This window comes from Sphingomonas sp. R-74633 (assembly GCF_013416555.1).
Lineage (GTDB): Bacteria > Pseudomonadota > Alphaproteobacteria > Sphingomonadales > Sphingomonadaceae > Sphingomonas.
Window position 1 is genome coordinate 63,798 of sequence record NZ_JACCFG010000003.1, and the last position, 24,884, is coordinate 88,681.

Consider the following 24,884-nt stretch of genomic DNA (forward strand, 5'->3'; position numbering starts at 1 on the left):
CGCGCCCGGGTTTCGGGCGGAAAACACATTTTTCCGTAAACTCGGCCTGACGCGGCATGTCGGATTTGTTTACACTTGCCTCGTACAGCAAGGCGCATGATCCGGCTGTTCAAGCATTACGTGCCCAACGCGGTGCTTCTGCTCGGCTTCCTCGACATCCTGCTGCTGGCAGTGTCGGGCGAGCTTGGCTGGATGCTGCGCGCCCATCAGCTTGGCATCGGCCTGCCGCCGATCCCGACGCGCTGGCCGCAGCTGGTCAGCTATGCCCTTTTCCTCGAAGTCGCGATGGTTGCCGTCGGCGTCTACGGTGCCGATGCGCTCCAGTCGCTGCGCTACGCCACCGCGCGGCTGATCGTATCGATCTCGCTCGGCGTGATCGGCCTCAGCGTCCTCTATTTCCTGATCCCCGAGATCGGCTTCTGGCGTTCGAACCTGCTCTACGCGATGGGCTGCTCGATCGCGTCGCTGATCGCGCTGCGCATCCTGCTCGGCAAGGCGCTGGGCAGCCAGGCATTCAAACGCCGCATCGTCGTGCTCGGCGCCGGCACCCGTGCCAAGCGTCTCAAGGACCTGTCCAAGACCCCCGGCGCCGGCTTCGTCGTGGTCGGCTATGTCGCGATGAGCGAAGTCGACCGCCAGATCCCCGAGGCGATCGCCCGCGACGCAATCTACAACCTTGCCGACCATGTCGTGGTGCTCAACGCCAGCGAAGTCGTCCTGGCATTGGAGGAGCGCCGCAACGCGTTGCCGCTTAAGGACCTACTGCGCATCAAGACCACCGGCGTGCACGTCAACGAAATCTCGACCTTCCTCGAGCGCGAGACCGGCCGCGTCGACCTCGACAGCGTCAACCCGAGCTGGCTGATCTTCTCCGACGGTTTCTCCTCGGGTCGCATGTTCTCGAGCATGTTCAAGCGGCTGTTCGATATCGGCGCCAGCGCGGTTCTGCTCGCGCTGATGCTGCCGATCATCCTGCTCACCGCCGTCGCCGTGAAGCTGGAGAGCAAGGGTCCGGCCTTTTACCGCCAGCGCCGTGTTGGCCTCTACGGCACGGGCTTCGACGTCATCAAACTCCGTTCGATGCGCCAGGACGCCGAAGTGAACGGCAAGGCCGTCTGGGCCGAGAAGGATGATCCGCGCATCACCCGCGTCGGCCGCTTCATCCGCAAGACCCGGATCGACGAGCTGCCCCAATGCTGGAGCGTGCTCAAGGGCGAGATGAGCTTTGTCGGCCCGCGCCCCGAACGTCCCCAGTTCGTCGAGGATCTCGAGACCAAGCTGCCTTATTATGCCGAGCGCCACATGGTGAAGCCCGGCATCACCGGTTGGGCGCAGATCAACTATCCCTATGGCGCCTCGATCGAGGACAGCCGCCAGAAGCTCGAATACGACCTTTATTACGCGAAGAATTATTCGCCCTTCCTCGACGTGCTGATCCTGCTCCAGACGATCCGCGTCGTGCTGTTTCCCGAAGGCGCGCGCTGATGGCAGCGTTGCTGCTCTGGCTGCACGCGCTCGCCGCACTGCTGTTCGGAGCGTTGGCGCTCTGGGCGTGGCGCACCGGCGTGACCGGGCTGCCGCGCCGCCCGCTCGCTTTCGCGCTTGCCGCGACTGCGCTCTGGGCGCTCGCCATTGCCGGGATCGGATCGACCGACATCGCCACCTGGTTTGCCGAGAGCCTGCGCAATCTCGCCTGGCTCGGCTTCATGCTGATGCTCCACCGTCGCGACGCGCAGACGCGCCCGCCGATCGCGCTGGGCACGGTCTATGGCGTCGTCGCGCTGGTGCAGATCGCCGCGCTCGTCCTCACGCTTATTTCCTATACCAACCCGGCCGAGATCGCCGCGCAGATCGCCAATGCCGCGGTGCTGTTGCGCATGCTGGTCGCGGTTGCCGCGCTGGTGCTCGTCCAGGCGCTCTGGTCGGCGCTAAGCCCCGCCGCGGGCGGGCCGCTGCGCACGCTGGTGCTGGCGCTCGCGGGCATCTGGTGCGCCGAATTCGCACTTTACGGCATCGCCTATCTCGCCGCGCAGTGGCGGTTCGAGCCGCTGGTAGTGCGCGGCATCGCTTATGTGGCGGTCGCGCTCGCGATCGGCGCCGCGCTCCAGCGCAAGGGCGACTGGAAGATCGAAGTGTCGCGCGCCGTCACCTATCAGTCGCTCTCGCTGGTCGCGATCGGTGCCTATTTCGCGCTGCTGGCGCTCGCCACATCGGCCATAGCCGCGGTGGGCGGCACCAATGCCCGCATTCTGCAGACCGCCTTCGTGCTCGGCTCCACCGCTGCGATCCTCACTTTGGTGGCGAACAGCTGGCTGCGCGCGTGGCTGAAGGTAAAGCTTGCCAAGCACCTCTTCCGCCACCGCTATGATTATCGCACTGAATGGATGCGCTTCACCGAGACGCTGGGCACGCCCCAAGGCGGCGCCGGGCTCGACGAGCGTATCGTCAAGGCCGTGGCCGATCTGACCGAGAGCCCGGCCGGCGTGCTGCTCGTGCCCGATGCGAGCGGGCTCGGCGTCGGCGCGAGCTGGAACTGGGACAGCGCGACGCTCCCCATCGCCAGCGATGAAGCGCTTGCCCGCCATCTCCACGATACCGGCCGCATCGTCGAACTCGACGCAGTGCGCCGCAAGGAAGACCATCTCGACGCGCCCGCGGTGCCGCAATGGATGCTCGATCTGCACACCGCCTGGGTGCTGGTGCCGCTGCCACATCACACCGAGCTGACCGGCGCGATCCTGCTCGCCCGCCCGCCGCTCGACCGCGCGCTCGACTGGGAGGATTTCGACCTGCTCAAGGTCGCCGGACGCCAGGCCGCATCCTATCTCGCCGAATCCCGCGCGCAGGACGCGCTGGCCGAGGCGCAGCGCTTCGACGAGTTCAACCGCCGCTTCGCCTTCATCCTTCACGACATCAAGAACCTGGTGAGCCAGCTGACCCTGACCGCCCGCAACGCCGAGCGCCACGCCGACAATCCCGAGTTCCGCGCCGACATGGTCGCGACGCTGCACAACAGCGCCGAGCGGATGAACGCGCTGCTCGCCCGTCTCTCGCAGAACCATCGCGGCCGCAGCGAAGCGCCGCACGCGATCGAGATCGTCGCCTTGATCGAGCGGGTAGCGGGGCAGCGCAAGGGCCAGCACCCGGTGGTCACCAGTGGCGTGCGCAGCGCCATCGCCCATGCCGATCCGGCCAGCCTCGAGCAGCTGCTCGGCCATCTCGTCCAGAACGCGATCGAGGCGAGCCCGACGCATGAGCCGGTCACCCTGTCGGTCTCGGCCGATGGCGAGCGTGTTGCGATCGACGTGATCGACCAGGGCATCGGCATGTCGCCGGCCTTCATCCGCGACAAGCTGTTCAAGCCGTTCGTCTCGTCGAAGGACGGCGGCTTCGGCATCGGCGCGTTCGAGGCGCGCCAGCTCGCCCATGCCATGGAGGGCCGCATCGAAGTCACCTCGCGCGAAGGCAAGGGCACGCGCTTCCGCGTGATCCTCAAGGCCGCGCACCCCGCCGATCTCGGCGCGCCGAACGACAATTGGGGGCACGCCGCATGAGCTCCGCAGCACCGCTTCCCAAGGACCTGCCGACGCTGCTTATCGTCGAGGACGATGCCGGGCTTCAGCGGCAATTGCGCTGGGCCTATGACGGCTATGAGATCTTCACCGCCTCCACCCGCGAGGAAGCGATCACCGTGCTGCGCGCCGAGGAGCCGCCGGTGGTCACGCTCGATCTCGGCCTGCCGCCCGATCCCGACGGCACCACCGAAGGCTTTGCGACGCTCGAGACGATCCTGTCGCTGCGCCCCGATACCAAGGTGATCGTCGCCTCCGGCCACGGCGCGCATGAATCGATGCTGCGCGCGATCGCGCTCGGCGCCTGGGACTTCTACCAGAAGCCGATCGACATCGACGCGCTTGGCCTGATCGTCGCCCGCGCCTTCCACGTCCACGCGCTCGAGGCGGAGAACCGCCGGCTCGCCGAGCGGGTCGAGGCCGGCGCGGTGCTCGGCGGCATGCTCACCGGCGCCCCCGAGATGCTCAAGGTCACTCGCACGATCGAGCGTGTCGCCAGCGCCGATGTCTCGGTAATGCTGCTCGGCGCCAGCGGCACCGGCAAGGAGCTGCTCGCCCGCGGGCTGCACGACAAGAGTGGGCGCAAGGGCCGCTTCGTCGCGATCAACTGCGCGGCGATCCCCGAGACCTTGCTCGAATCGGAGCTATTCGGCCACGAAAAGGGCGCCTTCACTGGCGCGGTGAAGACCACCGAGGGCAAGATCGAGCTCGCCCATGGTGGCACGCTGTTCCTCGACGAAATCGGTGACGTGCCGCTGCCGCTCCAGGTCAAGCTGCTGCGCTTCCTCCAGGAGCGCGTGATCGAGCGCGTCGGCGGGCGTCAGGCAATCCCGGTCGACACGCGCATCGTCTGCGCGACGCACCAGGACATCGACGCGATGGTCGCGGAAAACCGCTTCCGCGAGGATCTCTATTACCGCCTCGCGGAAATCGTCGTGCGCATCCCGAGCCTGGCCGAACGCCCCGGCGACGCAGGCCTGCTCGCGCGCCATTTCCTCCAGAAATACGCTGCGCAGATGAACACCACTGCGCGCAGCTTCGCCCCCGACGCGCTTGCCGCGATCGATGGCTGGGGCTGGCCGGGCAATGTCCGCGAGCTCGAGAACCGCGTGAAGCGCGCGGCGATCATGGCGGACGGCAAGCACGTCTCGGCCAGCGATCTCGACCTGGGCGCCCAGGCCGAGATCGAGCCGATCAACCTCAAGGCCGCGCGCGAGCTCGCCGATCGCAAGGCGATCCGTCACGCGCTCGCCCGTGCCGAAGGCAATATCTCGGGCACCGCCCGCCTGCTCGGCATCAGCCGCCCCACCCTCTACGATCTGATGAAGGCCTATGACCTCCAGCCGTAAGCGCTCCCGTTCGAAATCCTCGGGCTTCGGCCTGCGTGGACTGCTGGTGATCGGCGGCGCGCTCGCGGTGCTGTGCATCGTGCTGATCGGCTGGTTCACGATGGCGCCCGGCAAGATGAGCAAGGCCGACGCCGCCGAGGCGACTACTCGCGCCGACGCTTTGCTCAAGGCCGACAACGCCACCGGCGCCCGCGACTTGGCCGCCGAGGCGGTGCGCGGTGATCCGGACAATGAAGATGCGCATATCGTCCTCGCCCGCGCCCTGCTCGCGCTCCATGAAGGCGTGGCAGCCGAAGGCGAGATCCAGCGCGCCGTCGATGCCGGCTATGATCCCAAGGCAGTGCCGCAGTGGCGCGCCGAGGCCTGGGCGCTCCAGGGCAAGACCGACAAGGCCCCCGCCGAAGCCGACAAGGCACCCGCCAAGCAGCATGTCTATGGCCTGCGCATCCGCGCCCGCGCACTCACCGCCGCGAGCGATTTCGCCGGTGCCCAGGCCGCGCTCGACGAAGCCCGCCACCTCGCGCCCGACGATGCCGGCGTGTGGACCGACACCGGCCGCTTCCGCTTTACTGCCGGCGACCTGCTCGGTGCCGCCGAAGCCTCGGACCGCGCGGTCAAGCTCGCCCCCGGCAGCGTCGACGCGCTGATCCTGCGCGGCGAAGTCGTGCGCAGCCAATATGGGCTGGTCGCCGCACTTCCCTGGTTCGAGCAGGCACTCAAGCGTGATCCCGCCCGCCACGACGCGCTGATCGAATACGCCGCGACCTTGGGCGATGCCGGCCGCACCGTCGATGCCGTCGCCGCCACGCGTCGTGCATTGGATGCCCGCCCGGGCAGCCCGCAGGCACTCTATCTCCAGGCCGTGATCGCCGCGCGCGCCGGCAATTTCGACCTGGCCCGCGCGATCCTCGACAAGGCCGGCGGCGCGATCAACGACCTGCCCGGCGTGATCCTTCTCGGCGGCACGCTCGACCTCGAAAAGGGCGATTATGAGCAGGCGATCGAGAAGCTGACCGACCTGGTCGGCATGCAGCCGATGAACATCACCGCGCGCAAGCTGCTCGCCGTCGCGCTGCTGCGCACCGATCGCGCGCGCAACGCGATCGACATGCTGCGCCCCGTCGTCGCCCGCGCCGATGCCGACAGCTATGCGTTGACCCTCGTCGCCCGCGGCTTCGAGCGGATCGGCGACCGCGACCAGGCATCGCGCTATCTCGACCGCGCTTCCGCTCCCGGGGTGGGAGTCTCGACGGCGTTCAGCGCCGATGACAGCACCGCCACCCTCGCCGCCGACGCCGCGCAGAAGCCCGGCGATCCCGACGCGATCGTCCCGCTGATCCGCGCGCTGGTCACCGGCGGCGACAAGGGCGCCGCGCTCGCCAAGGCGCAGGACATTGCGGCCAAGAACCCCGGCGCGCCCGGCGCGCAGCTCGTGCTCGGCGACATGCTGATGCTGCTAGGCCGCCCCGGCGAGGCCGTCGCGCCGTACCAGAAAGCCGCCGATCTGCGCTTCGACGAACCGACCATGCTCCGCCTGATCGAGGCGCTCGACCGGTCGGGCCGCCGCGAGGACGCGGCCAACGCGCTCGCGCTGTTCCTCTCGCAGAACCCCACCGACATCGCCGCCTTGCGCCTATCGGCCCACTGGCAGCTCGCCGCCGCCGACTATGACGCGGCAATTGACTCGCTCGAAGACATCCGCACGATGATCGGCGACGGCGACGCCGCGCTCAACGCCGAGCTTGCCGCCGCCTATACCGGCGCGGGCGAGACCGGCACCGCGGTCGATTTCGGCGAGGCCGCCTATGGCCTTTCCCCCGCCAACCCGGCGGTGGCCGACGCCTATGGCTGGGCGCTGTTCAAGGGCGGTGACAAGGAAGGCGCTCTCGAGCTGCTGCAAAAAGCGGTGATCCTCGCGCCGAAGCATCCGGGGCTGCGCTGGCACCTGGCGCAGGTCTATGCCGCGCTCGGCCGCAAGGCGGAGGCGAAGGTCCACGCCCAGGCGGCGCTCGCCGATCCGGGCTTCCCCGAGCGCGCCGAGGCGCAGGCGCTGGCGAACGGCTAGGGTTGCGCCGCCCCCGCTTCCCCCGCAATCTGGCCGCAACGAACCGCTCCTAGCGCGGCCGTGAAGCCAGACACGAAGGGGAGCCATGCGCAGCCTGTTGATGCCGCCATTCGCCGCGATCGCCTGCGTCGCACTGAGCGCAGCCGCCCCGGCCACGGTCGAAACCACCTATCGCGGCCATGTGATCGACTGGCAGGGCGAGATGCCCGCCGCCGACATCGTCAAGTCGATCGAGCAGCAGATCGATCTGGTCGAAGCGGTGCAGGTCTCGCCCGAAGTCATGGCCTTCTTCCGCGCCCAGCGGATCATCATCAACGAGGATCCCGAGGACATTTCCCGCGCCGGCCTGCGCACCTTTCTCGCGCGCCGCGTCCACCCCTCGGACAACCCGGTGCTGCTCCACGAGCTGATCCACCGCTGGACCTATGATCGCATTCCGGGCCGCGCGCAGAACCCCGAGCTGGTGCGCTTGTACGACGCAGCCAAGGCGAGCGGCGACTTCCCGGCCAAGGCCTATATGCTGACCAACCCGAACGAATTCCTCGCGATGACCGCGAGCACGGTGATCCATGGCCGCGCGGCGCGACCGCCCTTCACACGCGACAATGTCCGCAAGAAGCTGCCCGAGGTTTATGCCTTTGTCGTGCGCGAGTTCGGCTTCCACGAATGAACGACGCGCTTCTCTCCCGTATCGCCGACGCGCTCGATCGCCTCGCTCCGCCCCCACCCCCGCCGGCCGATCTCGAGGCGCATCCGGCCTATGTCTGGCGCGGGCACGGGCTGGCGCCGGCGCGCGTGTTCGATCCGCTACCAATCGACATCCTGCGCGGCGTCGACAGCCAGCGCGAGGCGCTGGTCGGCAACCTCACCCGCCTCTCCGAAGGCCATGCCGCGCAGGACGTGCTGCTATGGGGCGCGCGCGGCACCGGCAAGTCGGCGCTGGTGAAGAGCGCGGTCGCCGCGGTGCAGGCGCAGGGCGGACGCCTCGCCTTGGTCGAGGCGGTCACCACCCAGCTCGATACTTTGCCCGAGCTATTCGGCCTGCTCGGTACCACCGATCGCCCCTTCGCCGTCTTCCTCGACGATCTCGGCTTCGACGGTGTCGGCGATGCCCGGGCGTTGCGCTCGCTGCTCCAGGGCGGGGCGGAGGCGCGGCCGAACAATGCGCGGCTGCTTGTCACCTCAAACCGCCGCCACCTCGTCACGCGCGACATCGCCGAGCAGGCGAGCGCGATCAATCCGCGTGATTCGGCCGATGACGGGCTGGCGCTGGCCGATCGCTTCGGGCTCAGCCTCGGCTTCCACGTCGTCGACCAGGACACCTATGTCGACATCGTCCGCGCCTATGCCGAGGCGCATGGGCTGGACTTCGATCCCGTGGACGCAATCGGCTGGGCGACCCGGCGCGGCAGCCGTTCGGGGCGTGTCGCCTGGCAATATGTGGTTGATCTGGCAGGAAGATCGGGCCGAAACCTGTAAAAGCGCTAATCCAGGTTAAAAAGACCGGGTCGGATGCTTGACTCTCGGCGGCGGCCATTGCCTGCTCGGGGCATGGGGCGAATAGGCGAAACCGATCTTGCCGACCGGCTTGCGCCGAACGGCCGCGGCGCGCTCGCGGTGCAGCTGGGCTTCGGGCTGTTCGTGACCGGAATTGCGCTGGGGCTGCGCGCGGTGATCGACAGCATCTCGCCCGCCGCAGGCCCCTTCTCGCTCGGCTTCCCCGCGATCCTGCTTGCCACGCTGTTCGGCAGGTGGCGCGCCGGGCTGCTCGCCGGAATCCTCCTCCTGCTCCACAGCTGGTATTTCGTGCTGCCGGTGCAGCATAGCTTCCTGCTCAAGTCGACGGACGATGCCGGGCGGCTGATCCTTGCGGCAATCAACTATACCGCCGTGCTGGTCATCGCCGAGCTGTTCCGCCGCGCCGTGCGCCGCGCCGCTGCCGAGCGCGACCGCGAACTGGCCGAGCGCGACCTGTTCCTCGAGGAGTTTGACCACCGGGTGAAGAACAACTTCACTTTGGTCGCCGCCTTGCTCGACATGCAGCGCCGCCGCGCCAGGGAAGGCGAAACGACCGAGGCGCTGTCCACTGCGCTCAACCGGGTGGAGAGCATCGCCCGCGCGCACCGCCACCTCTATCGCGGCGACGCGGTCTCGCCCGGCGAAGTCGATATGGCGACCTATTTGGAGGAGCTGTGCGCCGCGCTGGCCGAGGCGCTGTTCCTGCGCGGCGCGATCACGCTCGATTGCACCTGCGACCATGCCGCGATCCCGCGCGACCGCGCCGTCTCGATCGGGCTGATCGTCAACGAGCTCGTCACCAACGCCGCCAAGCACGCCTTTGCCGGGCGCGAGGGCGGGCGGATCGAGGTGCGCTTCGCAAGCGCCACGCCCGGCTGGACGCTGATTGTGCGCGACGACGGCGTCGGCGTGCCCGAGGTGAAGCCGCGCGGCAAGGAGGGCGGGCTCGGCCAGCGGCTGATCGAAGGATTCGTCCGCCAGGCGCGCGGCACGGCAAGCACCGAGACCGGGCTCGACGGGACCTGCGTGACGGTGGCGCTGGAGGCTTAGCCCAGCGCCTCGACCATCTCCGCCAGCTCGAGCCAGCGCATCTCGGCGGTATCCTTCTCGTCGCGCAGCCTGGCGATTCCGTCCATCAGCGCCGCGAACTTCTTCGGATCCTTCACATACAGGTCCGGGTCGGCCAGCGTGGCTTCGTCCTTGGCGATCTGCCCCTCGATCTCCTCGATCCGCTTGGGCAGCAGATCATAGTCGCGCTGGTCCTTGTAACTGAGCTTGGTGACCTTCTTCGGCGCTTCCACCGCCGGTGCTGCCTTGGGGGCAGCCTTCTTCGCCTCGACCTTGGGCCGGCGCTTGGCTTCCCAATCGGCATAGCCGCCGACCACGACGTCGACCGTACCCGAACCGTCAAGCCCTAGCGTCACCGTCACCGTGCGATCGAGGAAGTCGCGGTCGTGGCTGACGATCAGCACCGTGCCTTCATAATCGGCGATCACTTCCTGCAGCAGGTCGAGCGTCTCGAGGTCGAGATCGTTGGTCGGCTCGTCGAGCACCAGCAGGTTCGAATGCCGGGCGAATTCGCGCGCCAGCAACAGTCGCGAGCGCTCGCCGCCCGACAGCGTGCCGATCTTCGCCTCGGCGATGCTCGGGTCGAACAGGAACTCCTTGAGATAGCCATGGACGTGCTTCTTGTTGCCCAGCACCTCGATCCAGTCGCCGCCGTCGGCCAGCACGTCGCGCACCGTCTTGGCGGGGTCCATCAGGCTGCGCTGCTGGTCGATGATCACGCCGTCGAGCGTCTTGGCGAGCTTCACGCTGCCCTCGTCGGGCTGGATCTCGCCGGTGAGCAGCTTGAGCAGCGTCGACTTGCCCGCGCCATTCGCGCCGACAATGCCGATCCGGTCGCCGCGCGTCACCCGGAAGGTCAGGTCCTTGATGATCGTGCGGTCGCCGAACTTCTTGGTGACGTGCTTGGCGTCGATCACCACCTTGGTGTTGGTGCTGTCCGCGGCAGTGACGAGATTAGCGGCGCCCTGTGGCCCCATCATCGCGGCGCGGGTGGCGCGCATTTCCTTCAGCTTCTCGAGCCGCCCCTGGTTGCGCCGCCGCCGCCCGGTGACGCCGCGCTGGAGCCAGTGCTCCTCGATCTTGAGCTTGGCATCGAGCCGCTGCGCGTTGCGCTCCTCCTCGGCATAGACCTGTTCGGTCCACGCCTCGAACCCGCCAAAGCCGATCTCGGCACGGCGGATCGAACCGCGGTCGAGCCACAGCGTCGAGCGGGTCAGCCGCGTGAGAAACGTACGGTCGTGGCTGATCACGATGAACGCGCCGGAGAAGCGGCTCAGCCAGTCCTCGAGCCACTCGATAGCGGCGAGGTCGAGATGGTTGGTCGGCTCGTCGAGCAGCAGCACATCGGGGTTCTGCGCCAGCGCACGCGCGATCGCGGCACGGCGGCGCTCGCCGCCCGAGGCGGTGGCGGCCTCACGCGACAGGTCGATGCCGAGCTGGTCGGCAATCGCCTCGGCCTCGTAGCGCGGCGGCGCATCGTTGCCCGACAGGACATAGTCGAGCAGCGTCGCGCAGCCGAGCATCCGCGGCTCCTGCTCGAGCAGCACGACATGCGTGCCCGGAACGATCGTGCGGCGCCCTTCGTCGCTGTCGATCGTCCCGGCGATCAATTTGAGCAGCGTGGTCTTGCCCGCGCCGTTGCGGCCGATCAGCGCCAGCCGGTCGCGCTCGCCGATATAGAGGTCGAGCCCGCGGAACAGCCAGCCATGACCCTGGACGAGACCGAGATTTTCAAAAGCGAGAACAGGTGCAGCCATGCGCGCCACCTAGGGACCGATCCCGGCCCCGGCAAGTTTCCAGCAGGTTACAGCCGCCTGACGGGGACGTTCAGGGGCTATTCAATGCCCGGACCCTATGCCATCTGCCATGAAGATGCTGGTGACGCCCATCCTTTGCGCCTGTCTGGCGGCGTTCGCGCCTGCCGGAACTGCCGTTGCGCAACCGGACCGCCATCAGGACGCTCCCCGGCCCAAGTCACCGCCGCTCTCGGTCCGCGAGATCGAGCGCCGCGTCGTTCCGCGCGTGCCCGGGGCGCAATATCTCGGTTTCGACTATGATCCTGCGACGGAAGTTTACACGCTGAAGTTCCTGCGCAATGGATCGGTGATCTGGGTGGACGTCGATGGCCGCACCGGCAACATCGTCCGCAAAACGGGCAATTAGGGCCCGGCGAGGGGAAAGACATGCGACTTCTGATCGTCGAGGATGAGCCGAACCTGGGGCAGCAGCTCCGCAATGCGCTGGAAGGTGCAGGGTACGCCGTCGATCTTGCCACCGATGGCGAGGAGGGCCTCTATCTCGGCTCCAACGAGCAATATGACGCGATCATCCTCGATCTCGGCCTGCCCGAGATCGACGGGCTGACCGTGCTCGATCGCTGGCGCAAGGAAGGCAAGACCACCCCGGTGCTCGTGCTCACCGCGCGTGACAGCTGGTCGGACAAGGTCGCAGGCCTCGATGCCGGCGCCGACGACTATGTCGCCAAGCCGTTCCAGACCGAAGAGCTGATCGCCCGCCTGCGCGCGCTGATCCGTCGCGCCTCGGGCAACGCCTCGGCCGAGCTGATCGCGGGCGACATCCGCCTCGACACCCGCTCGGGCAAGGTCACCAAGGCCGGCGAGCCGGTGAAGCTCACCGCGCAGGAATATAAGCTCCTGTCCTACCTGCTCCATCACAAGGGCAAGGTCGTCAGCCGCACCGAGCTGATCGAGCATATCTACGATCAGGATTTCGATCGCGATTCGAACACGATCGAAGTCTTCGTCACCCGCATCCGCAAGAAGCTGGGCGCCGACGTGATCACCACCATCCGCGGCCTGGGCTACAGCCTGGAAGAGCCGGCCGACGCCTGAGGCAATGGCAACGCTCGCCCAGACTCTAGGCGGGCTGCGCCAACGCCTGTTCCCCACAAAGGCGGAGACGGCGGAAGCACTCGAGGCGGAATATGCCCGTCAGCTCGATCCGCCGCCGCGCCACTATACCCGCTCCACCGGGTCGGTCAGCCGGCGCATGCTGCTGGTCGCCACCGCCTGGATCATGCTGCTGCTCGTCGGCGGCGGGGTGGCACTCGATCGCGTGCTGGTCAGCACCGTCACCAAGAATTTCGACGACCAGCTCGACTATCTGATCAAGGCGATGATCTTCACTGCCGAGATCGATCCCAATGGCGAGGTGATGAACAATCGCGAGCTCGCCGATCAGCGCTTCCTCGAATATAATTCGGGCGCCTATTGGCAGATCAGCGGCACCGGCCACACGCCCTATATCTCGCGCTCGCTGTTCAACCGCTATCTGATCGCGAACCGCCAGCATCGCGACGACGATGTCCATGTCTATGACAGCCGCGAGATCCCCGACCAGGTGCTGCGCATCGCCGAGCGTGATGCCAAGCTGCCCGGCTCGGACGTCCGCTGGCGCTTCCAGGTCGCGATCAGCCGCGACACGCTCGACGCGCAGATCGCCACGCTGCGCCGCACGCTCGTGCGCAGCTTCGTGCTGCTCGGCCTGGGGCTCATCATCATGGTCGCACTGCAGACCTGGTTCGGCCTGTTGCCGCTGCGCCGCGTCCGCCAGGAGATTGCCCGGTTGCGCGCCGGCGAATCGACGCGCGTCGAAGGCAAGCTGCCCGCCGAAGTCGCGCCGCTGGTCGAGGAGCTGAACGCGCTGGTCGAGCATAATGACCGCCAGGCGGAGGAAGCGCGCCGCCACGCCGGCAACCTGGCGCACGCGCTCAAGACGCCGCTCAGCGTGATCATGAACGCCGCTGCCGCCGGCCAGGACGATCTCGACGCCGCGGTAATCCGCGAGGCGCGCACGATGCGCCGCCAGATCGACCACCACCTCGCCCGCGCCCGCGCCGTCGGCCGCCGCGGCTCGGCGCACAGCCGCGCGGCGGTATGGCCCTCGATCGAGGCAGTCGAGCGCGCCGTCGCGCGGCTCTATCCCAATGTCCGCATCGATATCGACGGCCAGAAGGACCTGGTTGCGCATATCGAGCGCCAGGATCTCGACGATCTGCTCGGCAACCTCGTCGAGAATGCCGCCAAGTACGGCGGCGGCAGTGTGTTCATCACCGCGCGCGTCGAGGCCGGCTTCGTCGAGGTGCTGGTCGAGGACGATGGCCGCGGTATCCCCGAGGCGGACCGTATCCGCATCTTCGATCGCGGCGTGCGGCTCGACAGCGGTAAGCCCGGCACCGGCCTGGGCCTCGCCATCGTGCGCGACGTCGCCGAGATCTATGACGGCACTGTCAGCCTCGAGGAGAGCGAGGACCTTGGCGGCCTGCTCGTCCGCCTGCGCCTCCCCGCGGCGAACTGAGTTAACCTGCAACAAACTGAAATTCTGATGCGATGAACGGGACGCAAACCGGGCATGAGCTCGCGGATTGCCCTCTTTTATCCGTCGGGTCGCGGGCGGCGCCGGTTCTGGGGCTGGCGTCGCCCATACTCCCGCACGTGGAACATTATCTTTCGTTTACAATATATTAGCTGATTTATGCTAAACTCCAATCGGGGATTGTAGACGCAAAGGGAACCGACATGACTTCCATTTCCTCGATGATGCCGCGGCCCGATCCGCGCGCGCAGATGGACGCCCGGATATCAGCGGCGGCATCGGCGGGCAGCATCAGCAGCGATGATCAGGATGCGCTGAGCTCCGCGCTCGACACGATCGATTCGAGCCTCGCCTCGGGCGACACGCGCGGCGGCAAGCCGGGCGACATGAAGGACAAGATCGACGGGCTGATCGACAAGCAGGTCGAAAGCGGCGCACTGACCGACGATCAGGCCGCCGAGCTCAAGAGCTTCTTCGCCCAGGGTCCCGACGCCGCCGGCAAGCAGGACGGCGATACGAGCGGGAGCGATGCCGCCCAGCCGGTGCAGGGCAGCCAGGGTCCACACCGCGCGCATGGCGGGCATCACGCCCCGCCGCCCGCCAATGATGCCGATTCCACCACCGACGACACGGCCGACACCGATACCCAGATCAGCGCCGCCGCGACGCGTCAGCTCGATGCGATGACGGCGTTCCTCGAGAAGCTGCGCAGCGCCGCGGCTTCGAACAGCGCCACCTATGGCAGCAATGCCGGCACGACCAGCAACGGCAGTTCGGCGACGGGCCTGGTGATCAACACCAACGCTTGATCCCTGCGCCTGGCGCCGGCGCGGCGCCGTTCCGGGGGGAACGGCGCCGCGTTAGCGTTACAGCCCGCGCATCGCCTCGGCGGCGAGGGTGAGGCTCTTCTTGCGTGCTTCGGGATCGAACATCGCGCTGGTGAGCATCAGCTCGTCGGCGCCGGTGCGCGCAATGAAGGCGGCAAGCTGGGCGCGAATCTTCTCGGGCCCGCCCACCGCGCTCGCCGAAAGCACCTGATCGAGCATCGCATTGCCGTGCCCGCCCAGGCTCTCGCGATAGCCTTTAACCGGCGGCGGCAGCTGGATGCCCTTGCCGGTAGTGCGGATCGCGACGAACGCCTGTTGCTGCGAGCTGGCGAGATATTCGGCCTCCGCATCGGTATCCGCGGCGAACACGTTGAAGCCCAGCATCAGATGCGGCTTGTCCAGCACGTCCGACGGGCGGAAATTACGGCGATAGACATCGATCGCCTCGTCGAGCAGCCCCGGCGCGAAATGCGAGGCAAAGGCATAGGGCAGCCCGAGCATCGCCGCGAGCTGCGCGCCGAACAGGCTCGATCCGAGGATCCACAGATCGACCTTCGCCCCTGCCCCCGGCGTCGCGCGGATGCCGGTGCGGCCGTCATCGGCGAAATAGCTCTGCAGCTCCGCCACATCGCGCGGAAACTCGTTGCCGTCGCTGTCCAGGCCCCGGCGGATCGCGGCGGAAACCCGCTGGTCCGATCCCGGCGCACGGCCCAGCCCCAGATCGACGCGGCCGGGGAACAGCGCGTCGAGCGTGCCGAACTGCTCGGCGACCTGCAGCGGCGAATGATTGGGCAGCATGATCCCGCCCGCGCCCACGCGAATCGTCGAGGTCGCCTGGCCGACATGCGCGATCACCACGGCGGTGGCGGCGCTGGCGATGCCCTCCATCCCGTGATGCTCGGCCACCCAATAGCGGGTGAAGCCAAGCCCCTCGACATGGGCAGCGAGATCGGCGGCGTTGGCGAGGGCTTGAGAAGCGTTCCCGCCCTGGATGATGGGAACGAGGTCGAGCAGCGAATAAGCGGTCATGGAGGGGCAGATGGGGAGGCCCCTTGCCGTCCGCCAGATAGTTTTCGTCGCGCCGGCGAAAGCCGCGACGAAGAAACAGTTGCTTGATACCCCGGCCGCCTCGGGCTAGCCGCCCGCCCATGAACCCAGCCCTGTCGCACGTCCGCAACTGGATCTTCGATCTGGACAACACGCTCTACCCGGTGAGCGCGAACCTGTTCGCGATGATCGATGCGCGGATCGGGCAGTATGTCCAGACGCTGCTCAACCTCAGCGCCGAGGAAGCGCATAAGGTCCAGAAGGGCTATTTCCACGCGCATGGCACCACGCTCGCCGGTCTGATGGCCGAGCACGGCACCGACCCGCACCATTATCTGGCCGACGTCCATGACGTCGACATGAGCGTGCTCGAAGTGAACGAGGCTCTGGTCGAGGCGCTGGCGAAGCTGCCCGGCCGCAAGCTGGTCTTCACCAATGGCGATGCGCCCTATGCGGCGAAGGTGCTCGACAAGCTCGGCCTCGGCGCGACCTTCGAGGCGATCCACGACGTCCACGCCACGGCGTACCGCCCCAAGCCCGACCCGCTCGCCTATCAGGGCCTGTGCGACGCCTATGGCCTCGATCCCAAAGAGAGCCTGTTCGTCGAGGACATGGCGCGCAACCTCGCGCCGGCCAAGGCGATCGGCATGACCACGGTGTGGATCGACAACGGCTCGGAGCAGGTGCCCGGCGACGCCGACCGCAGCTTCATCGACTATAGCATCACCGACCTCGGAGCCTGGCTCCACGACATCCTGGAGACTTCCGCATGACCGACCTGCAGACGACCATCGACGCCGCCTGGGAAGACCGCGCGAATCTGGGCTTCGGCACCGAAGGCGCCGTGCGCGAGGCAGTGGCCGAGGCACTGAACCTGCTCGACCGCGGCGCGGCGCGCGTCGCCGAGCCCGTCGACGGCGGCTGGCAGGTCAACCAGTGGCTGAAGAAGGCCGTGCTGCTCAGCTTCCGCCTCAATGACAATGTCGTGATGGAAGGCCCGGGCGGCGGCGCCTGGTTCGACAAGGTGCCCTCGAAGTTCGCCGGCTGGGGTGAGACCGCGTTCCGTGAGGCGGGCTTCCGCGCCGTGCCCGGCTCGATCGTCCGCCACGGTGCGCATATCAGCAAGGGCGCGGTGCTGATGCCGAGCTTCGTCAACATCGGCGCCTATGTCGGCGAAGGCACGATGGTCGACGGCTGGGCGACCGTCGGCAGCTGCGCGCAGATCGGCAAGAATGTCCATCTCTCGGGCGGCGTCGGCATCGGCGGCGTGCTCGAGCCGCTCCAGGCCGACCCCGTCATCATCGGCGACGGCGCGTTCATCGGCGCGCGCGCCGAAGTGGCCGAGGGCGTGCGCGTCGGCGAGGGCGCGGTGCTGTCGATGGGCGTCTATCTCGGCGCCTCGACCAAGATCATCGACCGCGCCACCGGCGAGGTCCATCGCGGCCATGTCCCGCCCTATTCGGTGGTCGTGCCCGGCACGATTCCGGGCGAGGCCGGCAAGCCGGGCCTCTACTGCGCCGTCATCGTCAAGACCGTCGACGCGCAGACCCGCTCGAAGACCGGGATCAACGAGCTGCTGCGCGACTAGGATAGTTTCCGTCGTTACGGCTTTTGTCGGGGCCGCGAGATAGCTAGGGAGGGGTCATGACCGAAAGCATGACCTATGGCCGCTATCTCGCGCTCGACCAGCTGCTCACCGCGCAGCATCCGCTGTCGGACCGGCATGACGAACTGCTGTTCATCATCATCCACCAGACCAAGGAGCTCTGGCTCAAGCAGATGATCGCCGAGCTGCGGACGGCGCTTGAGCTGGTCCGCGCCGACAAGCCCGTCGAGGCGTACAAGTCGCTCGCGCGGGTCAGCCGCATCCAGGCGGTGATGACGCTGAGCTGGGACGTGCTCGCGACGATGACGCCGAGCGATTACACCCGCTTCCGCGAAGTGCTGGGCTCAAGCTCGGGCTTCCAGTCGGACCAGTTCCGCGCGGTCGAGACGATGCTCGGCCTGCGCGGCGGCGGCGTGCCGGGGCCGCTCACCACCGAAATGGCGGTGCTGCCGAGCCTGTGGGACGAAGCCAATGCCGCGCTCGCCCGTGCCGGCTTCGCGGTCCCCGAAGAAGCGCTAAAGCGCGACTGGTCGGCACCTTATGTGCCGAGCAAGGCGGTCGAGGATGCCTGGGCCGAAGTCTATCGCGACACCGCGCGCTGGTGGGAACTCTACCAGCTCGCCGAGAAGCTCGTCGACATCGACGATGCGCTCGCCACCTGGCGGCACAAGCATGTCATCACCGTCAGCCGCGTCATCGGCATGAAGCCCGGTACCGGCGGCACCCCCGGCGTGCCCTATCTCGAATCGACGCTGTCCAAGCGCGCTTTCCCCGAATTGTGGACGCTGCGGACCCAGCTGTGACCAGCTACAAGCACCTCTTCCAGCGCGCGCTGGCCGCCGCCCCCGAGCGGCTGCACTTCGCCGCGCATTCGCACCACCTCTGGCCCGACGCCTCGTACATCGGCCAGATCGCCGCCTGGGAAGACGGAGTCCGACTCGCCGACCGCAAATGGGAGCGGGTGATGGGCGAGATCTGGCCCGCCGCGCAGCATCATGTCGTCGCCGAGCTCAGGCTCCCCGATCCCGACACGATCGTCTTCGCGCCCAACACGCACGAGCTGCTGCTCCGCATCGCCTCGGCGCGGCCCGGCCGCTTGCGCATCCTCGCCAGCGACGGCGAGTTCCACAGCTTCCGCCGCCAGTCGATGCGCTGGGAGGAAGCGGGCAGCGCCAGCGTGGAACGCGTGCCGCTCGACCAGATCGTCGCCCGCGCCAAAGCGGGCGCGCACGACCTGATCTTCGTCAGCCAGGTCCAGTTCGGCACCGGCCATGTGTTTGACCAGATCGCCGAGCTTGCTGCACTGGCCAGCCCCGAAGGCCCGTGGGTGGTGATCGACGGCTATCACGCCTTCATGGCGATGGAGACCGACCTGTCGGCAGTGGCGGACAAGGTCTTCTACCTCGCCGGCGGCTATAAATATGCGATGGCCGGCGAAGGCTGCGCGTTCCTCCACGCGCCCCCGGGCTTCGGCCCGCGCCCGGAGATCACCGGTTGGTACGCCGAGTTCGAGGACCTCGCGCTGCCACCCGGCAGCATCGGCTACGCCCCCGACGCGCGCCGCTTCCTCGGCGCGACCTTCGACCCTTCGGGCATCTACCGCTTCGTCGCGGTCCGCGACATGCTGCGCGAGGAGGGGCTGACCACCGCGACCATCGCCGCCCATGTCGACACCCTGCGCGCGCAACTGCTCGCCGCGCTTCCGATCCCCGCCGAGCTGCTCAACCCGAACAGCCCCGCCCGCTTCCTCGCGCTCCGCTCGCCCAACGCCCGGCGCTGGAAGGCCGAGCTCGAGGCCGAGGATGTGATCACCGATGTCCGCGGCGATGTGCTCCGCATCGGCTTCGGCCTCTATCAGGACGCCCGCGACGTGCGGCAGCTGATCGAGGCGCTCTCCTATCTGCGCTAGAAAAAGCGGCCGGGCGGCAATGCGCCAGCGCACCCGGCCGTAAGGAAACTCAGCGCCGGGCGAACTGCACCTGCAGCTGGCGCGCGACGTCGCGCTGGACCTTGGCCCGGCAGCTCTTGACCGTATCGAGCTCGTCCGCAGCCACATTCGAATAGGAGCCGCAGACCTGTTCGGTCGCAGCGGCCAAGCGGCGGTTGAGCGCGTTGCGGCCGGCATCGGTCTTCAGATCGAGATCGGTGTGGCTGACGAAGACAGTCCGCTCCTCGGCCAGGGCCGGGGTGGCGATCAGGGTGGCGGCCGCAAAAGCGGCGATGAACTTGGTCATGTCGTGGCTCCTTTCCGAGGAATTCCGGCACCGTGCCGGGATGCCCATTGATCGTCCGAACGCCGCCGGGCGGAGAGGATGAGGAACCGATGAAGAGCTGATGAAATGCCGATGATTCGCCGATAGGGTGGCGCCGGGAGCGATTTGCAGGGATGGGAGGGCCGTGGAGGGCCGCATCGATCTTGCGCATGAAGCGCCGTTTCAGCTGGGCACGCTCGAGGTGCGCCCGGCGCTTCGCCAGCTTGCCCGCATCGACGGCAGCGAAGAAGTGCTCGAGCCCCGCGTCATGCAGGTGCTCGTCGCGCTCGCCCGGGCCGACGGCGGCATCGTCAGCCGCGACGACCTGACGCGCAGCTGCTGGGAAGGCCGCGTCGTCGGCGAGGACGCGATCAACCGCGTCGTCTCGCGCCTGCGCCGCGCTGCCGAGGGGATCGGCCAGGGTGCCTTCCGGATCGAGACGATCACCAAGGTCGGCTACCGGCTGCTCCGCGAGGACCAGGCCGGCACGCCCGTTCCCGCGCCCGACAGTCCGCTCGCCAAAGCACAGGCCGAGGCACACCGCCTCCGCCTCGATCGCCGCGCGATGCTCGCCGGCGCAGGGCTCGCAGTCGTCACGGTGGGCGGCGGGCTCTATACCTGGCGCAATTTCGTCGCTTCGGACCCCGCCCGCACCGACAAGCCGCCCGCCGACGTCGCGCCACTAATGATCCAGGCACAGATGGCGATGACGCAGGGCACGGTCGAAGGCGGCAACCAGGCGATCGGGCTGCTGCGCCGCGTGGTGAGCCTGCGCCCCGATTATGCCGATGGCTGGGGATTGCTGGCGCTGTCCTATTCGGCGGCAGCGGTCGGCCGGCCGCAGCAATATGAGGCGGACATGCGCGCCCGCGCCGCCGAGGCGCGCCGCCGCGCCCTCGCGCTCGATCCGGGCAATGCCTATGCCCGCGCCGCCGACGGGCTGAACAAGCCGGTGCTCGGCAACTGGACGATCGCGGAACGCGGTCTGCGCACCAGCCTCGCCAGCCATCCGCATAACGACATGCTGATCAGCTCGCTGGCCGGCGTGATGCTCGGCGTCGGCCGCTGCGCCGAGTCCGCCAATCTGATCGACGGGATCTGGAAACGTAACCCGCCCAATCCCGGGCTCGCCTATACGCATGTCCAGACGTTGTGGGCGGCGGGCCGTCCCGATGAGGCCGACAAGGCAATGGACGACGCTGTGGCGCTGTTCCCCACCCATTTCGCGGTGTGGTTCACGCGTTTCTATCTGCTGATGTACACCGGCCGTGTTCGCGAGGCGATCGCACTCGGCGAGAATCACGGCACGCGCCCCACCGGCATTCCCGAGTGGAATTTCGAGCAGGTGCTGGTCGTCGCCCGCGCGATGCTGAGCCGGGCGCCGCGCGATATCGACGCCGCGGTGGCGATCTCGCTCGAAGGCGCGCATCGCGGCGCCGGCTTTGCCGAGAACGGGATGCAGTTCCTTGCCGCGCTGGGGCGCGTGGACGAAGCCTTCGCGGTCGCCGACGCCTATTATTTCGCGCGCGGCTTCGATCCGGGCGAACTGCGCTTCTCGACCGAGCAGGGCACCTACACGCGGCGCAACGCCCGGCGGACGCACATGCTGTTCCTGCCGCCGACCGCGCCGATGCGCGCCGATCCGCGGTTTGCGCGCCTCGCCGGCGAGCTCGGGCTGGTTCAATATTGGAAGGATGCGGGCGTCCGGCCCGACTATCAGGCGACCGGCTGAATCCCCAGCCGCGGGATCTCGATCGCCGGGCAGCGGTCCATCACCACCTTGAGCCCCGCCGCCTCGGCGCGTGCCGCAGCCTCTTCGTTGATCACGCCGAGCTGCATCCACACCGCCTTGGCGCCTGCGGCGATCGCCGCATCCACCGCCTCGCCCGCGGCTTGGGGCCGGCGGAAGATGTCGACCATGTCTACGGCCATGCCGATCTGGCTGAGCTCGCGGAACACGAACTCGCCGTGCACATGCTCGCCGGTGATCTGCGGGTTGACCGGGATCACCCGGTATCCCTGCCGCTGCAGGAACTCCATCACGCCGTAGCTCGGCCGGTCGGGCCGGTCGGACGCGCCGACCAATGCAATGGTGCGCACGCTCTCGAGCAGCGCCTTGATGTCCTCGTCCTTCGTCAAAGGCATGCCAACCTCCATTCGTCATCCCGGCGAAAGCCGGGATCTCGTGCGGCTCTTGTCCCGCCATCGCCTGAGATCCCGGCTTTTGCCGGGATGACGGCTATTTGAGCCAGTCGTCCACTTGCTTCGCCAATCCGGCAAACAATTCCGCCGCGGGCCCGTTCCCCGCCGCCGGCGGCTCGCCCGCATCGGAGGCCGCCCGAATCGCCATCTCCAGCGGCACGCGGCCGAGGAAGGGGATCCCCAGCTTCGCCGCCGCCGCCTCGGCGCCGCCCGCGCCGAACGGATCGGAGACCTCGCCGCAATGCGGGCAGGCATAGCCCGACATATTCTCGATCAGCCCGATCACCGGAATGCCCGCCTTGTTGAACAGGTCGATCGCGCGCGTCGCGTCGATCAGCGCCAGGTCCTGCGGGGTCGAGACGATCACTGCACCCGCCGGCTTGTGCTTCTGGATCATGGTGAGCTGTACGTCGCCCGTGCCCGGCGGCAGATCGAGCACCAGCAGCTCGGCATCGCCCCAATCGGCATCGACCAGCTGGCCGAGCGCGCCGCCCGCCATCGGCCCGCGCCAAGCGATCGCCTGCCCCTCGGCGACGAGCCCGCCCATCGAGAGCATCGGCACGCCGAACGTCGTCGCCACCGGCAGCAGCGTCTTCTCGCGCGCCTGCGGCCTTATGCCCTCGACGCCCAGCAATCGCGGCTGCGACGGGCCGTAGATATCGGCATCGACCAGCCCGACCTTGCGCCCGGCCTTATGCAGCGCGATCGCCAGATTGGCCGCGATCGTCGACTTGCCCACGCCGCCCTTGCCGCTCGCCACGGCGATCAGCTTGCGGGTGCGGCGCTCGCTGGTCATCAGCACGCGCACTTCCTCGATTCCGGGCACCGCACCGGCGGCGGCGCGAATATCGGCCTCCAGCTCCTCGCGGGTGGTTTCGGCCAGGCCGGTCACGTCCAGGACGATATTGGCGCGCTTGCCCTCGATACGGGCAGTGGCGCGGCCGGCTGCGATGGGGGCGAGCGCGGCTTGCAGGGCTTCACTATCGGTCATCGCGTGGCAGATAGGCGCACAATCGCCGCGCGCCACTGTAAATCCGCGCGCGCCTGCTTATAAAGGCTGGATGGCAAACCTGATGAGCTGGCTGAGCAAAGCCGGTAACTGGCACAACGAGGCTCCGAAGAGCCCCTGGGGCTCTGGCGGCAGCGGAGACAATGGCGGCTCCGGAAACGGCGGCTCCGGCGACGGCAAGGGCGGTTCCGGGGGCGGCCCGCGCAATCCCTGGTCCTTCCCGCCCGAGGGGCGTCGCCCCCGCGGCGGTGGCGGTGGCAGTGGTGGTAGCGGCTCCGGCGGTGGCGGGGGTCCGTTCGAGGACCTGTTCCGACGCATGGGCGGCGGCGGTCTGCCGGTGCCTCCGGGCGGCACGCGGCTGTGGTCGCTGGTCGTGGTCGGCCTGCTGCTCGTCTGGGTGATCTTCACCAGCTTCCACACGATCGGCACGCGCGAGCGCGGCGTGGTCACGACGCTCGGCCGCTATTCGGGCACGCTCAGCCCGGGCGTCCAGTTCACCCTGCCGGCGCCGTTCCAGCTCGTCGAGATCGTCGATGTCGGCTCGGTCAACACCGAGAAATTCCCCGAGAGCGGCCCGAACCTGATGCTCACCGGCGATCAGAACATCGTCGACCTCGCTTATTCGGTGAACTGGTATATTTCCGACGCGACCGATTATTCCTTCCAGATCAAGGATCCGCGGGAAACGGTGAAGGACACCGCCGAGAGCGCGATGCGCGCGGTGATCGCCACCACCACGCTCACCGAGGCGATCGGCGAGGGCCAGGGCCGTATCTCGGCCGATGTCCAGGCCGCGATGCAGAAGATCCTCGACGAATATCATTCGGGCATCCGCATCCAGAGCGTCGCGCTGACCAAGGCGAGCGCGCCCGAGCAGGTCGATGACGCGTTCAAGGCGGTCCAGGCCGCGCAGCAGGGCGCATCGGCCGCGCGCAACAACGCCAATGGCTATGCCCAGCAGGTGATCGCTGTCGCAGAGGGCGAGGCTGCCGAGTTCGACAAGATCTACGAACAGTACAAGGCCGCCCCGCAAGTCACCCGCCGCCGTCTCTATTACGAGACGATGGAACAGGTGCTCGCAAAGACCAACAAGACCATTGTCGAGGCGCCCGGCGTCACCCCCTATCTGCCGCTGCCGGGGCTCCGCCCCGATGCGGGCAAGGCCCAGCAGGGAGACCAGAAATGACCTGGCTGCGCAGCCCCGTCGGCATCGCCGTCGGCGTCATCCTCGCGCTCATCGTGGTGATGAGCACCGTCGCCATCGTGCCCGAGACCAAGCAGGCCGTGATCCTGCGGCTCGAAAAACCCCACCGCGTCGTCAATGCCTGGCGCGCGGGCGAGCAATTCGGCCGCACTCATGCCGGGCCGATCCTGCGCATTCCGTTCTTCGACCGGATCGTCTGGGTCGACAAGCGCGTGCTCTCGGTCGATCTGCCCAATGAGCCAGTGCTCTCCACCGATCAGCTCCGCCTGCAGATCGATGCCTATGCGCGCTTCCGCGTCACCGATCCGCTCAAGATGGTCGTCACCATCGGTACCGAGGAGCGCGCCCGCGACCAGCTCCAGCCGCTGTTCCGCTCGGCACTGCGCAACGAGCTCGGCAAGCGCCCCTCGGCGATCCTGCTCAGCCCCGAGCGCGCCGAAGTGATGGACAATATCCAGAACTCGCTGCAGCAGCTGGCGTCGCAATATGGCGTGTCGATCGTCGATGTGCGGATCAAGCAGACCGAGTTGCCGACGGGCACGCCGCTCGACAGCGCGCTCGAGCGGATGCGCACCGCGCGTCTTCAGGAAGCCAAGACGATCGAGGCGCAGGGCGCAAAGGATGCCAAGATCATCAGCGCCACCGCGGATGCCAAGGCGGCGCAGATCTATGCCGAGGCATTCAGCAAGGACGCCGACTTCTATGATTTCTGGCGGGCGATGCGTTCGTACCGGCTGACCTTCACGAACACCGACCCGGCCAAGGGCGAAACGTCGATCATCCTCTCCCCGCAGAATTCCTATCTGAAGGAATTCATGGGGCAACGATGA

General features: G+C 67.8%; 23 protein-coding genes. 18 read left to right on the forward strand and 5 right to left on the reverse strand.

What is annotated here, in order from left to right; translation table 11 throughout:
• Nucleotides 1–96 precede the first annotated feature (96 nt).
• From HZY97_RS10415 to HZY97_RS10445, 7 genes are all read left to right on the forward strand, one after another.
• Nucleotides 97–1,485 carry a TIGR03013 family XrtA/PEP-CTERM system glycosyltransferase gene (locus HZY97_RS10415; RefSeq protein WP_180143316.1) on the forward strand — a complete coding sequence of 463 codons (1,389 nt, stop codon included), beginning with the start codon at nucleotides 97–99 and terminating at the stop codon, nucleotides 1,483–1,485.
• Nucleotides 1,485–3,554, forward strand: a complete 2,070-nt coding sequence (gene prsK / locus HZY97_RS10420; RefSeq protein ID WP_180143318.1) for an XrtA/PEP-CTERM system histidine kinase PrsK — start codon at nucleotides 1,485–1,487, stop codon at nucleotides 3,552–3,554. Before HZY97_RS10415 ends, prsK begins: the two co-directional genes overlap by 1 nt.
• Entirely contained in the window at nucleotides 3,551–4,921 is a 1,371-nt protein-coding gene (gene prsR / locus HZY97_RS10425; protein ID WP_180143320.1) for a PEP-CTERM-box response regulator transcription factor, read from the forward strand. Before prsK ends, prsR begins: the two co-directional genes overlap by 4 nt.
• Nucleotides 4,905–6,986 carry a tetratricopeptide repeat protein gene (locus HZY97_RS10430; protein WP_180143322.1) on the forward strand — a complete coding sequence of 694 codons (2,082 nt, stop codon included), beginning with the start codon at nucleotides 4,905–4,907 and terminating at the stop codon, nucleotides 6,984–6,986. Before prsR ends, HZY97_RS10430 begins: the two co-directional genes overlap by 17 nt.
• 85 nt (nucleotides 6,987–7,071) lie before the next feature.
• The gene (locus tag HZY97_RS10435) at nucleotides 7,072–7,656 is read left to right on the forward strand and encodes a hypothetical protein (RefSeq protein WP_180143324.1); all 585 of its coding nucleotides are present in this window, start codon (nucleotides 7,072–7,074) and stop codon (nucleotides 7,654–7,656) included.
• On the forward strand, nucleotides 7,653–8,465 hold the full coding sequence (locus tag HZY97_RS10440) for an ATP-binding protein (protein WP_180143326.1): 813 nt from the start codon (nucleotides 7,653–7,655) through the stop codon (nucleotides 8,463–8,465). The genes HZY97_RS10435 and HZY97_RS10440 overlap by 4 nt, the downstream gene beginning before the upstream one ends.
• 72 nt (nucleotides 8,466–8,537) lie before the next feature.
• Complete coding sequence (locus tag HZY97_RS10445; protein ID WP_180143329.1) at nucleotides 8,538–9,554, forward strand: sensor histidine kinase; 1,017 nt, start codon at nucleotides 8,538–8,540, stop codon at nucleotides 9,552–9,554.
• Here the strand turns inward: HZY97_RS10445 and HZY97_RS10450 are convergent.
• On the reverse strand, nucleotides 9,551–11,329 hold the full coding sequence (locus tag HZY97_RS10450) for an ABC-F family ATP-binding cassette domain-containing protein (protein ID WP_180143331.1): 1,779 nt from the start codon (nucleotides 11,327–11,329) through the stop codon (nucleotides 9,551–9,553). The two genes, HZY97_RS10445 and HZY97_RS10450, sit on opposite strands and share 4 nt — an antisense overlap.
• 109 nt (nucleotides 11,330–11,438) lie before the next feature.
• On the opposite strand from HZY97_RS10450, the gene HZY97_RS10455 reads away from it, so the two are divergent.
• The 4 genes from HZY97_RS10455 (at nucleotide 11,439) to HZY97_RS10470 (ending at nucleotide 14,716) form a co-directional block, all read left to right on the forward strand.
• On the forward strand, nucleotides 11,439–11,735 hold the full coding sequence (locus HZY97_RS10455; protein WP_257215000.1) for a hypothetical protein: 297 nt from the start codon (nucleotides 11,439–11,441) through the stop codon (nucleotides 11,733–11,735).
• A gap of 20 nt (nucleotides 11,736–11,755) precedes the next feature.
• Nucleotides 11,756–12,424, forward strand: coding sequence for a response regulator transcription factor (locus tag HZY97_RS10460; protein ID WP_180143335.1), 669 nt, complete (start codon nucleotides 11,756–11,758; stop codon nucleotides 12,422–12,424).
• 157 nt (nucleotides 12,425–12,581) lie between these two features.
• Nucleotides 12,582–13,889: a HAMP domain-containing sensor histidine kinase gene (locus HZY97_RS10465; protein ID WP_180144480.1), complete on the forward strand. Its 1,308-nt coding sequence runs from the start codon at nucleotides 12,582–12,584 to the stop codon at nucleotides 13,887–13,889.
• A 221-nt stretch (nucleotides 13,890–14,110) separates the two neighbouring features.
• Complete coding sequence (locus HZY97_RS10470; protein WP_180143336.1) at nucleotides 14,111–14,716, forward strand: hypothetical protein; 606 nt, start codon at nucleotides 14,111–14,113, stop codon at nucleotides 14,714–14,716.
• Nucleotides 14,717–14,773: 57 nt separating this feature from the next.
• Here HZY97_RS10470 and HZY97_RS10475 read toward each other — a convergent pair whose 3' ends face one another.
• Nucleotides 14,774–15,763: an LLM class flavin-dependent oxidoreductase gene (locus tag HZY97_RS10475; protein ID WP_180143338.1), complete on the reverse strand. Its 990-nt coding sequence runs from the start codon at nucleotides 15,761–15,763 to the stop codon at nucleotides 14,774–14,776.
• Between the two features lie 119 nt (nucleotides 15,764–15,882).
• Between HZY97_RS10475 and HZY97_RS10480 the strand changes: the two genes are divergently transcribed.
• From HZY97_RS10480 to HZY97_RS10495, 4 genes are read left to right on the forward strand one after another with little or no spacing between them, the layout of a single operon-like run.
• Nucleotides 15,883–16,554, forward strand: a complete 672-nt coding sequence (locus tag HZY97_RS10480; protein WP_180143340.1) for a pyrimidine 5'-nucleotidase — start codon at nucleotides 15,883–15,885, stop codon at nucleotides 16,552–16,554.
• The gene (gene dapD, locus HZY97_RS10485; protein ID WP_180143342.1) at nucleotides 16,551–17,369 is read left to right on the forward strand and encodes a 2,3,4,5-tetrahydropyridine-2,6-dicarboxylate N-succinyltransferase; all 819 of its coding nucleotides are present in this window, start codon (nucleotides 16,551–16,553) and stop codon (nucleotides 17,367–17,369) included. Before HZY97_RS10480 ends, dapD begins: the two co-directional genes overlap by 4 nt.
• Nucleotides 17,370–17,425: 56 nt before the next feature.
• The gene (locus HZY97_RS10490; RefSeq protein ID WP_180143344.1) at nucleotides 17,426–18,190 is read left to right on the forward strand and encodes a tryptophan 2,3-dioxygenase; all 765 of its coding nucleotides are present in this window, start codon (nucleotides 17,426–17,428) and stop codon (nucleotides 18,188–18,190) included.
• Entirely contained in the window at nucleotides 18,187–19,296 is a 1,110-nt protein-coding gene (locus HZY97_RS10495; protein ID WP_180143346.1) for a class V aminotransferase, read from the forward strand. Before HZY97_RS10490 ends, HZY97_RS10495 begins: the two co-directional genes overlap by 4 nt.
• 49 nt (nucleotides 19,297–19,345) lie before the next feature.
• On the opposite strand, the gene HZY97_RS10500 is transcribed toward HZY97_RS10495, so the two are convergent.
• The gene (locus tag HZY97_RS10500; protein WP_180143348.1) at nucleotides 19,346–19,621 is read right to left on the reverse strand and encodes a UrcA family protein; all 276 of its coding nucleotides are present in this window, start codon (nucleotides 19,619–19,621) and stop codon (nucleotides 19,346–19,348) included.
• Nucleotides 19,622–19,784: 163 nt separating this feature from the next.
• Between HZY97_RS10500 and HZY97_RS10505 the strand changes: the two genes are divergently transcribed.
• On the forward strand, nucleotides 19,785–21,371 hold the full coding sequence (locus tag HZY97_RS10505) for a winged helix-turn-helix domain-containing protein (protein ID WP_180143350.1): 1,587 nt from the start codon (nucleotides 19,785–19,787) through the stop codon (nucleotides 21,369–21,371).
• On the opposite strand, the gene HZY97_RS10510 is transcribed toward HZY97_RS10505, so the two are convergent.
• Together HZY97_RS10510 and HZY97_RS10515 are read right to left on the reverse strand one after the other, a co-directional pair.
• Nucleotides 21,356–21,784: a CoA-binding protein gene (locus HZY97_RS10510; protein WP_180143352.1), complete on the reverse strand. Its 429-nt coding sequence runs from the start codon at nucleotides 21,782–21,784 to the stop codon at nucleotides 21,356–21,358. The two genes, HZY97_RS10505 and HZY97_RS10510, sit on opposite strands and share 16 nt — an antisense overlap.
• A 94-nt stretch (nucleotides 21,785–21,878) precedes the next feature.
• A complete protein-coding gene (locus tag HZY97_RS10515) occupies nucleotides 21,879–22,637 on the reverse strand; it encodes an Mrp/NBP35 family ATP-binding protein (protein WP_257215042.1) in 759 nt (252 codons plus the stop codon).
• Between the two features lie 277 nt (nucleotides 22,638–22,914).
• Between HZY97_RS10515 and hflK the strand changes: the two genes are divergently transcribed.
• Entirely contained in the window at nucleotides 22,915–24,036 is a 1,122-nt protein-coding gene (hflK, locus tag HZY97_RS10520) for a protease modulator HflK (RefSeq protein ID WP_257215001.1), read from the forward strand.
• A complete protein-coding gene (gene hflC, locus HZY97_RS10525; protein WP_180143358.1) occupies nucleotides 24,033–24,884 on the forward strand; it encodes a protease modulator HflC in 852 nt (283 codons plus the stop codon). Before hflK ends, hflC begins: the two co-directional genes overlap by 4 nt.

Bases quoted from the DNA above. Each gene is read 5' to 3' on its own strand.
- HZY97_RS10415 (WP_180143316.1), top strand. From the start codon at position 97: ATGATCCGGCTGTTCAAGCATTACGTGCCCAACGCGGTGCTTCTGCTC.
- prsK (WP_180143318.1), top strand. From the start codon at position 1,485: ATGGCAGCGTTGCTGCTCTGGCTGCACGCGCTCGCCGCACTGCTGTTC.
- prsR (WP_180143320.1), top strand. From the start codon at position 3,551: ATGAGCTCCGCAGCACCGCTTCCCAAGGACCTGCCGACGCTGCTTATC.
- HZY97_RS10430 (WP_180143322.1), top strand. From the start codon at position 4,905: ATGACCTCCAGCCGTAAGCGCTCCCGTTCGAAATCCTCGGGCTTCGGC.
- HZY97_RS10435 (WP_180143324.1), top strand. From the start codon at position 7,072: ATGCGCAGCCTGTTGATGCCGCCATTCGCCGCGATCGCCTGCGTCGCA.
- HZY97_RS10440 (WP_180143326.1), top strand. From the start codon at position 7,653: ATGAACGACGCGCTTCTCTCCCGTATCGCCGACGCGCTCGATCGCCTC.
- HZY97_RS10445 (WP_180143329.1), top strand. From the start codon at position 8,538: ATGGGGCGAATAGGCGAAACCGATCTTGCCGACCGGCTTGCGCCGAAC.
- HZY97_RS10450 (WP_180143331.1), bottom strand. From the start codon at position 11,329: ATGGCTGCACCTGTTCTCGCTTTTGAAAATCTCGGTCTCGTCCAGGGT.
- HZY97_RS10455 (WP_257215000.1), top strand. From the start codon at position 11,439: ATGAAGATGCTGGTGACGCCCATCCTTTGCGCCTGTCTGGCGGCGTTC.
- HZY97_RS10460 (WP_180143335.1), top strand. From the start codon at position 11,756: ATGCGACTTCTGATCGTCGAGGATGAGCCGAACCTGGGGCAGCAGCTC.
- HZY97_RS10465 (WP_180144480.1), top strand. From the start codon at position 12,582: ATGCTGCTGGTCGCCACCGCCTGGATCATGCTGCTGCTCGTCGGCGGC.
- HZY97_RS10470 (WP_180143336.1), top strand. From the start codon at position 14,111: ATGACTTCCATTTCCTCGATGATGCCGCGGCCCGATCCGCGCGCGCAG.
- HZY97_RS10475 (WP_180143338.1), bottom strand. From the start codon at position 15,763: ATGACCGCTTATTCGCTGCTCGACCTCGTTCCCATCATCCAGGGCGGG.
- HZY97_RS10480 (WP_180143340.1), top strand. From the start codon at position 15,883: ATGAACCCAGCCCTGTCGCACGTCCGCAACTGGATCTTCGATCTGGAC.
- dapD (WP_180143342.1), top strand. From the start codon at position 16,551: ATGACCGACCTGCAGACGACCATCGACGCCGCCTGGGAAGACCGCGCG.
- HZY97_RS10490 (WP_180143344.1), top strand. From the start codon at position 17,426: ATGACCGAAAGCATGACCTATGGCCGCTATCTCGCGCTCGACCAGCTG.
- HZY97_RS10500 (WP_180143348.1), bottom strand. From the start codon at position 19,621: ATGACCAAGTTCATCGCCGCTTTTGCGGCCGCCACCCTGATCGCCACC.
- HZY97_RS10510 (WP_180143352.1), bottom strand. From the start codon at position 21,784: ATGCCTTTGACGAAGGACGAGGACATCAAGGCGCTGCTCGAGAGCGTG.
- HZY97_RS10515 (WP_257215042.1), bottom strand. From the start codon at position 22,637: ATGACCAGCGAGCGCCGCACCCGCAAGCTGATCGCCGTGGCGAGCGGC.
- hflK (WP_257215001.1), top strand. From the start codon at position 22,915: ATGAGCTGGCTGAGCAAAGCCGGTAACTGGCACAACGAGGCTCCGAAG.
- hflC (WP_180143358.1), top strand. From the start codon at position 24,033: ATGACCTGGCTGCGCAGCCCCGTCGGCATCGCCGTCGGCGTCATCCTC.